Origin of the sequence: Ectopseudomonas oleovorans (genome assembly GCF_029845265.1) — a bacterium.
GTDB lineage: Bacteria > Pseudomonadota > Gammaproteobacteria > Pseudomonadales > Pseudomonadaceae > Aquipseudomonas > Aquipseudomonas oleovorans.
In genome coordinates this window covers 1-10,095 of sequence record NZ_JAOCLK010000072.1, presented here as the reverse complement: position 1 = coordinate 10,095, position 10,095 = coordinate 1, and the positions used below count along the sequence as shown (strand labels likewise).

Below are 10,095 nucleotides of genomic sequence, written 5' to 3'. Positions count from 1 at the left end.
CCCCGGGGCGGGGCTCCTACACAAATGCCGCAGGCACCGCCCCCCCCCTGTAGGAGCCGCGCCTCGCGGCGAATCGTTCGAGCGAACAGCGCAAAACCAAGAGCTTCGCCCCGGGGCGGGGCTCCAGGAGTCTACCGTCAGGCGATGCTCGCCAGCAGCTTCTCCCACTCCTTGGCCTCTTTCTTCGAGGTGCCGCCGAGCAGCTCCAGCGCCTGGCGCAGGCGGAAGCGGGTCAGATCCGGGCCGAGGATTTCCATGGCATCGAGCACCGATACCGAGCTGGCCTGACCGGTGATGGCGGCGAACATCAGCGGCATGGCGTCACGCAGCTTCAGCTCCAGGTGCTCGACCACCGCCTGGATGCAGCCGGTAATACGATCCTTTTCCCACTGACGCAGCGACTCGAGCTTCCACAGGATCAGCTGCATCAGCTGACGCACTTGGTCGGGCGAGAGTTTCTTGTGCTCGAACAGCTTGGCGTCCAGGTTCAGGCCACCGGAGAAGAAGAAGCCGGCCAGCGGTGCGATCTGGCTGAAGGTTTCTACCCTGCCCTGCACGTGCGGCGCAATCTTCATCAGGTACTCGGGGTTGAGCGCCCACTTCTGCACTTCGGCAGCGAAGGTTTCCACCGGCAGTTCACGCAGCCACTGGCCGTTGAGCCAGGACAACTTCTCCAGATCGAAGATCGGCCCGCCCAGCGACACGCGGTTGATGTCGAAGTGCTCGATCATCTCGGCCAGGGAGAACTTCTCGCGCTCGTCCGGCATCGACCAGCCCATGCGCCCCAGGTAGTTGAGCATGGCCTGCGGCAGGTAGCCCATACGCTCGTAGAAGGTGATGCTGGTGGGGTTCTTGCGCTTGGACAGCTTGCTCTTGTCCGGATTGCGCAGCAGCGGCATGTAGCACAGCGCCGGCTGTTCCCAGCCGAAGTATTCGTACAACTTGATCAGCTTGGGCGCCGACGGCAGCCATTCCTCGCCACGCAGTACATGGGTAATGCCCATCAGGTGGTCATCGACCACATTGGCCAGGAAGTAGGTCGGCAGGCCATCGGCCTTCATCAGCACCTGCATGTCCATGCGATCCCATGGGATCTCGACATTGCCACGCAGCATGTCCGGCACCACGCAAACGCCTTCGCTCGGTACCTTCATGCGCACCACGTGCGATTCGCCCGCGGCTATGCGACGCTGCGCCTCGGCCGGTTCCAGGTGCATGCAGTGGCCGTCGTAGCGCGGAGTTTCCTTGTTGGCCATCTGCTGCGCGCGCACTTCATCGAGGCGCTCGGCGGAGCAGAAGCATGGGAAGGCATGGCCTTTGCTGACCAGTTCGTCCGAATACTTCTTGTAGATCTCGCCACGCTCGCTCTGCCGGTACGGGCCATGCGGGCCGCCGACATCCGGGCCTTCGTCCCACTCGATGCCCAGCCAGCGCAGGGCATCGAAAATCTGCTGTTCGGACTCACGAGTCGAGCGAACCTGGTCGGTGTCCTCGATGCGCAGGATGAACTGGCCACCGTGCTGACGAGCGAAGCACAGGTTGAACAACGCGATATAGGCGGTGCCGACATGGGGATCGCCGGTTGGCGATGGCGCGATACGGGTACGGACGGTGGTCATGAATGCTCTCGGATGGAAGACACGAGGATTGAATCAAGCGGGCGATGTTAGCAGGCCGACGGCCCCTGGCTCCAGCAACCCGCCGCGGGTGATCGGCAAGCTGGCGATGAGAAAGTCGAGGAAGGTCTTGGCCTTCATCACCTGGAAGCGCCGCGACGGGTAGATGGCTACACCTCCCCCACCGGCAGACGCGCCTCGGGCAGCAGCTCGACCAAACGCCCGCTGCGCACCGCCCCCTCGCTGATCATCACCGGCAACCCGCAAATCCCGGCACCTGCCAGCGTCGCCTCACGGGCGAAGGTGATGTTGTTGCAGGTCATCACCCGCTGGCACGGCAGATGTTCGCACAACAGCGGCCAGTAACGCGGGGCGTCATGCTGCAGCAGGATCGCCCGATACCCCTCCAGCCCGGCAACGCTGCGCGGCGTCCCGTGCGCCGTCAGGCACTCGCGTCTCCAGCCAGTTGAATGCACGCATCGAAAAGGTCCTGGTGCGCGACAACCAACATGTCGAAGCCGGCCAACTCCTGACCGTGCTGGAAGACGCCGATTTCCGCCTGGCGCGCCAGCGCGCCCTCGCCGCTCTGCAAACTCACCAGGCCGAACGCGCCCAAGCGCAGAGCAAACCCGACCAGCAGGCCAGCCTGATCGCCGCCAGCCAGGCCGACGTTTCTGCCAGCCAGGCGACCCTCGATCGCTCCAAGCTCGATCTCGGCCGCGCACAGACCCTGCGCAAGCCAGGTTACATCTCCGAAGAACGCGTCACCACCCTGGCCGCCGACAACCGCGTGGCCCGCTCGCAAGTGGCCAAGCCCAGGCCGATCTGCAGGCGCAGCGTCAGCAGGTGGCCAGCCTGGAAGCCGAGCTCAAACGTCTGGACGCACTGATTCTCGCGGCTCAGGCCGACCTGGAACAGGCCGACCTCAACCTCTCGGGCACGCAGATCCATGCTCCGATCAGCGGCATGGTCGGCCAGCGCTCAGCCCGTGAAGGCCAGGTGGTGCAAAGCGGCGCCTACCTGCTGTCGCTGGTGCCGGATCAGGACATCTGGATCCAGGCCAACTTCAAGGAAACCCAGATCGGCCGCATGCGCCCAGGACAGAAAGCCGAACTGTTGTTCGACAGCTACCCGGACACGCCCATCGATCGAAGGCCGCATCGACAGCCTGTTCGCCGCCTCCGGCGCGCAATTCAGTCTGCTGCCGCCAGACAACGCCACCGGCAACTTCACCAAGGTGGTGCAGCGCATCCCGGTCAAGCTGACCTTCGCCGCCGACAACCCGCTGCATGGACTGATCCGCCCCGGCATGTCGGTGGAGGTCACCGTGGATCTGCGCAGCGACGACAGCCATGGCGGGTGATGCGCTGATCCGCCCCACGGCAGAACCCAGCCGCCGCGACTGGATCGCGGTGATGAGCGCCATGCTCAGCGCCTTCATGGTGGTGCTGGATATCCAGATCACCAACTCCTCGCTCAAGGATATCCAGGGCGCGCTGTCCGCCACGCTGGAAGAGGGTTCGTGGATTTCCACGTCCTACCTGGTGGCCGAGATCATCATGATCCCGCTGACCGCCTGGCTGGTACAGCTGCTCTCGGCGCGGCGCCTGGCGGTATGGGTGTCGGTGGGCTTTCTGATCGCCTCGCTGCTGTGCTCCCTGGCCTGGAGTCTGGAGGCCATCGCAAGGACTGGCTGGAGTCGCAACTGATCGTCGGCCTCGGCAGCGTGGCGCTGGTCAGCCTGATCCTGTTCGTCATCCTGCAGATCTCCCGCCCGAAACCGCTGATCAACCTGGACGTACTGCGCGAGCGCAACTTCGGCCTGGCCAGCATTTCCAGCCTGGGGCTCGGCGTGGGCCTTTATGGATCGATCTATGTGCTGCCGCTGTATCTGGCGCAGATCCAGGGCTACAACGCCTTGCAGATCGGCGAAGTGATCATGTGGATGGGCGTGCCGCAGCTGTTCCTGATTCCGCTGGTGCCCAAGCTGATGAAGATCATCTCGCCAAAATGGCTGTGCGCCCTGGGCTTCGCCCTGTTCGGCGCGGCGAGTTTCTTCTCCGGCGTGCTCAACCCGGACTTCGCAGGCGAGCAGTTCCAGCACATCCAGATCGTCCGCGCGCTTGGCCAACCGCTGGTGATGGTCACGGTGTCGCTGATCGCCACGGCCTATATCCTGCCGCAGGATGCCGGCTCGGCCTCCAGCCTGTTCAACATCCTGCGCAACCTCGGCGGCGCCATCGGCATCGCCCTGCTGGCCACCCTGTTGGATGACCGCGCCAAGGTCTATTTCGACTACCTGCGCGAGTCCATAGTGCCGACCAACCCGCAGGTCGAAGAACGCCTGCACCTGCTGACACAGACATTGGGCAGCGAACAGGCAGCACTGGCCAAGCTCAGCCAGATCGTCCATGAACAGGCGATCATCATGGCCTACAACGATGCCTTCCATTTCATCGGCATCGCCCTGGGTGTGAGCATGCTGGCGATCCTATTGACACGGAAATTGCCGCAGAGCATGGCAGGCGATGGCGCAGCTCACTGACCCTGCTCTGTAGGAGCCGCGCCCCGCGGCGAATCGCAAGAACACCGCAAAACCAAAAGCTTCGCCCCGAGGCGGGGCTCCTACACAACCCCCGCAGGCGCCGCCCTACCCTGTAGGAGCCGCGCCTCGCGGCGAATCGAGAGAACACCGCAAAGCCAAAAGCTTCACCCCGGGGCGGGGTTCCTACACAAACGCCGCAGGCACCGCACCACCCTGTAGGAGCCGCGCCCCGCGGCGAATCGAGAGAACACCGCAAAGCCAAAAGCTTCGCCCCGAGGCGGGGCTCCTACACAAACCCCGCAGGCGCCGCCCTACCCTGTAGGAGCCGCGCCCCGCGGCGAATCGAGAGAACACCGCAAAACCAACAGCTTCGCCCCGAGGCGGGGCTCCTACACAAATGCCGCAGGCACCGCACCACCCTGTAGGAGCCGCGCCCCGCGGCGAATCGAGAGAACACCGCAAAACCAACAGCTTCGCCCCGGGGCGGGGCTCCTACACGCATGCCGCAGGCACCACATCACCCTGTAGGAGCCGCGCCCCGCGGCGAATCGAGAGAACGCCGCAAAACCAAAGCTTCGTCCCGGGGCGGGGCTCCTACACGCATGCCGCAGGCACCGCCCCCCCCGTAGGAGCCGCGCCCCGCGGCGAATCGCAAGAACACCGCAAAACCAAAAGCTTCGCCCCGGGGCGGGGCTCCTACATGCATGCCGTAGGCACCGCACCACCCGTAGGAGCCGCGCCCCGCGGCGAATCGCAAGCACACGGCAAAACCAAAAGCTTCGCCCCGAGCGGGGCCCCTACACGCATGCCGTAGGCACCGCACCACCCTGTAGGCACCGCACCACCCCGTAGGAGCCGCGCCTCGCGGCGAATCGAGAGAACGCCGCAAAGCCAAAAGCTTCGCCCCGAGGCGGGGCTCCTACACGCATGCCGCAGGCACCGCACCACCCTGTAGGAGCCGCGCCCCGCGGCGAATCGCAAGAACACCGCAAAACCAAAAGCTTCGCCCCGGGGCGGGGTTCCTACACCGGCACCTCGGCCCCATGCAGCAACATCAAACCTGCAACAACCGATCACGCAGCTTCTGAATCTCGTCACGCAACTGCGCCGCAGCCTCGAACTCCAGATCGCGCGCCAGGGCGTACATCTTCTCTTCCAGCTGACGAATACGCTTGGTGATCTCGCTCGGCGAGCGCAATTCATTTTCATAACGAGCGCTCTCCTCCGCCGCCTTGGCCATGCCCTTGCGCTTGTTGCTACGCGCACCAGGCACCACGGCGCCTTCGAGGATGTCCTTGACGTCCTTCTGCACGCCCTTGGGCACGATGCCGTTGGCTTCGTTGAAGGCGATCTGCTTGGCGCGGCGCCGCTCGGTCTCGCCAATGGCGCGCTGCATCGAGCCGGTCATGTTGTCGGCGTAGAGAATCGCCCGACCGTTGAGATTACGCGCCGCGCGACCAATGGTCTGGATCAGTGAACGCTCGCTACGCAGGAAACCTTCCTTGTCCGCGTCGAGAATCGCCACCAGCGACACCTCGGGCATGTCCAACCCCTCGCGCAACAGGTTGATGCCCACCAGCACGTCGAAGGCCCCCAGGCGCAGGTCACGGATGATCTCCACCCGCTCGACGGTATCGATGTCCGAGTGCAGGTACCGCACCTTGACGTCATGGTCACTCAGGTAATCGGTCAAATCCTCGGCCATACGCTTGGTCAGCGTGGTGACCAACACGCGGTCACCCGCTGCCACACGCAAACGGATCTCCGAGAGCAGGTCATCCACCTGAGTGCGCGCCGGGCGCACCTCGATCTGCGGGTCGACCAAGCCTGTCGGTCGCACCAACTGCTCCACCACGCGCCCGGCATGCTCGCCCTCGTAAGGCCCGGGCGTGGCGGACACGAAAATGGTCTGCGGGCTGGCCGCCTCCCACTCCTCGAAACGCATCGGTCGGTTATCCAGTGCAGAGGGTAGGCGGAAGCCGTATTCCACCAGGGTTTCCTTGCGCGAGCGGTCGCCCTTGTACATCGCGCCGACCTGCGGCACCGAGACGTGGGACTCATCGATCACCAGCAGCGCTTCATCAGGCAGGTAGTCGTAAAGAGTGGGTGGCGGCGCGCCAGCTGGGCGACCGGACAGGTAACGCGAGTAGTTTTCGATACCGTTGCAGTAGCCCAGCTCCAGAATCATCTCCAGGTCGAAGCGCGTGCGCTGCTCCAGGCGCTGCGCCTCCACCAGCTTGTTGGCGCCGCGCAGGTATTCCAAACGCTGCTGCAGCTCGACCTTGATCTGCTCAACCGCCTCCAGCAAGGTTTCACGCGGGGTGACGTAGTGGCTCTTGGGGTAGAAGGTAAAACGCGGCAGTTTCTGGATCACCTCACCGGTCAGCGGGTCGAAGGCGTTGATGCTCTCCACCTCGTCATCGAACAACTCGACGCGAATGGCTTCCAGATCCGATTCCGCCGGGAAGACGTCGATCACATCGCCGCGCACGCGGAAAGTCGCACGGGCGAAATCCATGTCGTTGCGCGTGTACTGCAGCTCGGCCAGGCGCCGCAGCAGCGCGCGCTGATCCATCTTGTCGCCACGGTCGAGGTGCAGCACCATTTTCAGGTACTCCTCGGGGCTCCCCAGTCCGTAGATCGACGACACGGTGCAGACCACGATCACGTCCTTGCGCTCGATCAGCGCCTTGGTCGCCGACAGGCGCATCTGCTCGATGTGGTCGTTGATCGAGGCATCCTTCTCGATGAAGGTGTCCGAAGACGGCACATAGGCTTCCGGCTGGTAGTAGTCGTAGTAGGAAACGAAATACTCCACCGCGTTGTTCGGGAAGAATGACTTGAACTCGCCGTACAGCTGCGCCGCCAGGGTCTTGTTCGGTGCCAGCACCAACGTCGGACGCTGTACCTGGGCGATCACGTTGGCGATGGAGAAGGTCTTGCCCGAGCCGGTCACGCCCAGCAGAGTCTGGTGCGAAAGCCCCGCTTCCAGCCCCTCGACCATCTGCCGGATCGCCTCGGGCTGATCGCCGGCAGGTTTGAAGCGAGTCACCAACTGAAATTCGGACATGCAGCACCTCGACAAACGACTGTGACGCGCCCTGTCGGGCGGCGTCAAAGCCATGAATTGCGGGGCGACTCGGCAATAGCTCCAGGTAGAGTCGAATTACCTGGCAAAAGGCCTTAATTCAGGGCTTTGCGCTGTCGCCCCCTGGATACAGGGTCGTTATACTAACGCCCCGTTTACGCGCCCCCTAGCGCTTTTGTCGGGGACGCCTGGCCACCCACCCCTCACTCGAGTTGCCGCATCCATCATGAGTCTCTTCTCTGCCGTCGAAATGGCTCCGCGCGATCCCATCCTGGGCCTCAACGAAGCATTCAACGCCGACACCCGCGCGACCAAGGTCAACCTTGGCGTGGGCGTCTACTACAACGAGGAGGGGCGAATTCCGCTGCTGCGCGCCGTCGCAGAAGCCGAAAAAGCGCGTATCGAGGCGCACGCGCCACGTGGCTACCTACCCATCGAAGGCATTGCCGCCTACGACAAGGCCGTGCAGGAGCTGCTATTCGGCAAGGGCGCAGCCCTCATCGAAGCCGGCCGCGTGATCACCACCCAGGCCCTGGGCGGCACCGGCGCACTGAAGATCGGCGCCGACTTCCTCAAGCGCCTGCTGCCGGACGCCACCGTGGCCATCAGCGACCCGAGCTGGGAAAACCACCGTGCCCTGTTCGAGACCGCCGGCTTCCCGGTGCAGAACTACCGCTACTACGATCCGTTCAGCAACGGCGTGAACCGCGGCGGCATGCTCGAAGACCTGCGCAACCTGCCGGCCCGCTCCATCGTCGTGCTGCACGCCTGCTGCCACAACCCGACAGGCGTCGACCTGCAGCTGGAAGACTGGAAAGCCGTACTGGACGTGCTGCGCGAGCGTGAGCACGTGCCCTTCCTCGACATCGCCTACCAGGGCTTCGGTGACGGCATCGAGCAAGACGCCGAAGCCGTGCGCCTGTTCGCCGAGTCGGGCCTGGAATTCTTCGTCTCCAGTTCCTTCTCCAAGTCGTTCTCGCTTTACGGCGAGCGTGTTGGTGCCCTGTCGCTGGTCACCAGCAGCCGTGAGGAGTCGACTCGCGTGCTGTCGCAACTCAAGCGCGTGATCCGCACCAACTACTCCAACCCGCCGACCCACGGCGCCACCGTGGTCGCCAGCGTGCTCAACAGCCCCGAACTGCGCGCCATGTGGGAAGCCGAACTGGGCGAAATGCGCGACCGCATCCGCAGCATGCGCCTGGCCATGGTCGAGCAACTGACCGCACTGGGCGCCAAGCGTGACTTCGGCTTCGTCGCCGAGCAACGTGGCATGTTCTCCTACTCCGGCCTCACCGTGGAGCAAGTGGAACGCCTTAAGGAAGAATTCGGCATCTACGCCGTCGGCACCGGCCGCATCTGCGTCGCCGCGCTGAACAACGGCAACCTGGACAGCGTCACTCGCGCCATCCACGCTGTACTGTAAGCCTTGACGATAAACAAAAACGCCGGCCATGAGCCGGCGTTTTTGTATGCATCATATAACTGTAGGAGCGGCGCCCCGCCGCGAAGCGTTCACAGAGCACCGCAGAAGCAAAAGCTTCGCCCCGGGGCGGGGCTCCCACAAAAAATCACAGCCCCCCGTAGGAGCGGCGCCCCGCCGCGAAGCATCCTCCGGAACACCGCAAACCATAAGCTTCGCCCCGGGGCGGGGCTCCCACAAAAAATCACAGCCCCCGTAGGAGCGGCGCCCCGCCGCGAAGCATCCTCCAGAACACCGCAAACCAACAGCTTCGCCCCGGGGCGGGGCTCCTACGCAAGCACCACAGGCACCACCTCCCCCTGTAGGAGCCGCGCCTCGCGGCGAATCGCAAGAACACCGCACAACCAAACGCTTCGCCCCGGGGCGGGGCTTCTACGCAAGCACCACAGGCACCGCCTCCCCCTGTAGGAGCCGCGCCTCGCGGCGAATCGCAAGAGCACCGCACAACCAAACGCTTCGCCCCGGGGCGGGGCTCCTACGCAAGCACCACAGGCACCGCCTCCCCCTGTAGGAGCCGCGCCTCGCGGCGAATCGCAAGAACACCGCACAACCAAACGCTTCGCCCCGGGGCGGGGCTCCTACGCAAGCACCACAGGCACCGCCTCCCCCTGTAGGAGCGGCGCCCCGCCGCGAAGCATCCTCCGGAACACCGCAAACCAACAGCTTCGCCCCGGGGGGGGGGCTCCTACGCAAACACCACAGGCACCACCTCCCCCTGTAGGAGCCGCGCCTCGCGGCGAATCGCAAGAACACCGCACAACCAAACGCTTCGCCCCGGGGCGGGGCTCCTACGCAAGCACCACAGGCACCACCTCCCCCTGTAGGAGCCGCGCCTCGCGGCGAAGCATCCTCCGGAACACCGCAAACCATAAGCTTCGCCCCGGGGCGGGGCTCCCACAAAAAATCACAGCCCCCGTAGGAGCGACGCCCCGCCGCGAATCATTCGGTAGAGCACCGCAAAAGCTAAAGCTTCGCCCCGGGGCGGGGCTCCTACGCAAACACCACAGGCACCACCTCCCCCTGTAGGAGCCGCGCCTCGCGGCGAATCGCAAGAACACCGCACAACCAAACGCTTCGCCCCGGGCCGAGCTTCTACACCAATACCCAGACAGCGGTATTGCGCATCAGCCGCGCTCTACCACCGCTGTCGCGGCCAAAGCCGCGCCCACCAAACCAAACGCGTCGTGGCCAGATAGAAGCCACCCACAAAGTGTTGACTTCCCCTTTTTAATCAGTAACATACGGGATGTTGTTCCGCGATAGCTCAGTCGGTAGAGCAAATGACTGTTAATCATTGGGTCCCTGGTTCGAGTCCAGGTCGCGGAGCCAAATTCAAGAACCCAGCCTAGTGCTGGGTTTTTTATTA

Annotated in this window: 3 protein-coding genes, 1 tRNA gene and 3 pseudogenes; 4 read left to right on the top strand and 3 right to left on the bottom strand. The window is 64.1% G+C overall.

The window, feature by feature from the left end:
• Positions 1–137: 137 nt before the first annotated feature.
• Both gltX and N5J71_RS21505 read right to left on the bottom strand, forming a co-directional pair.
• Positions 138–1,619: a glutamate--tRNA ligase gene (gene gltX / locus N5J71_RS21510; RefSeq protein WP_074859226.1), complete on the bottom strand. Its 1,482-nt coding sequence runs from the start codon at positions 1,617–1,619 to the stop codon at positions 138–140.
• 33 nt (positions 1,620–1,652) lie between these two features.
• Positions 1,653–2,062, bottom strand: a pseudogene (locus tag N5J71_RS21505) (LysR substrate-binding domain-containing protein); the annotation flags it as partial.
• A gap of 2 nt (positions 2,063–2,064) precedes the next feature.
• Between N5J71_RS21505 and N5J71_RS21500 the strand changes: the two are divergent.
• A pseudogene (locus N5J71_RS21500) lies at positions 2,065–2,979 on the top strand (HlyD family secretion protein); the annotation flags it as partial.
• A pseudogene (locus N5J71_RS21495) lies at positions 2,969–4,161 on the top strand (MFS transporter). The pseudogenes N5J71_RS21500 and N5J71_RS21495, both read left to right, overlap by 11 nt.
• A gap of 1,054 nt (positions 4,162–5,215) precedes the next feature.
• Here the strand turns inward: N5J71_RS21495 and uvrB are convergent.
• Positions 5,216–7,231, bottom strand: a complete 2,016-nt coding sequence (uvrB, locus tag N5J71_RS21490; RefSeq protein WP_279917620.1) for an excinuclease ABC subunit UvrB — start codon at positions 7,229–7,231, stop codon at positions 5,216–5,218.
• Between the two features lie 244 nt (positions 7,232–7,475).
• On the opposite strand from uvrB, the gene N5J71_RS21485 reads away from it, so the two are divergent.
• Both N5J71_RS21485 and N5J71_RS21480 read left to right on the top strand, forming a co-directional pair.
• Positions 7,476–8,672 (top strand): amino acid aminotransferase, encoded by a 1,197-nt coding sequence (locus tag N5J71_RS21485; RefSeq protein ID WP_279917619.1) that lies wholly within the window; start codon positions 7,476–7,478, stop codon positions 8,670–8,672.
• 1,310 nt (positions 8,673–9,982) lie between these two features.
• Positions 9,983–10,058 (top strand) — tRNA-Asn (locus N5J71_RS21480).
• Positions 10,059–10,095: the final 37 nt, after the last annotated feature.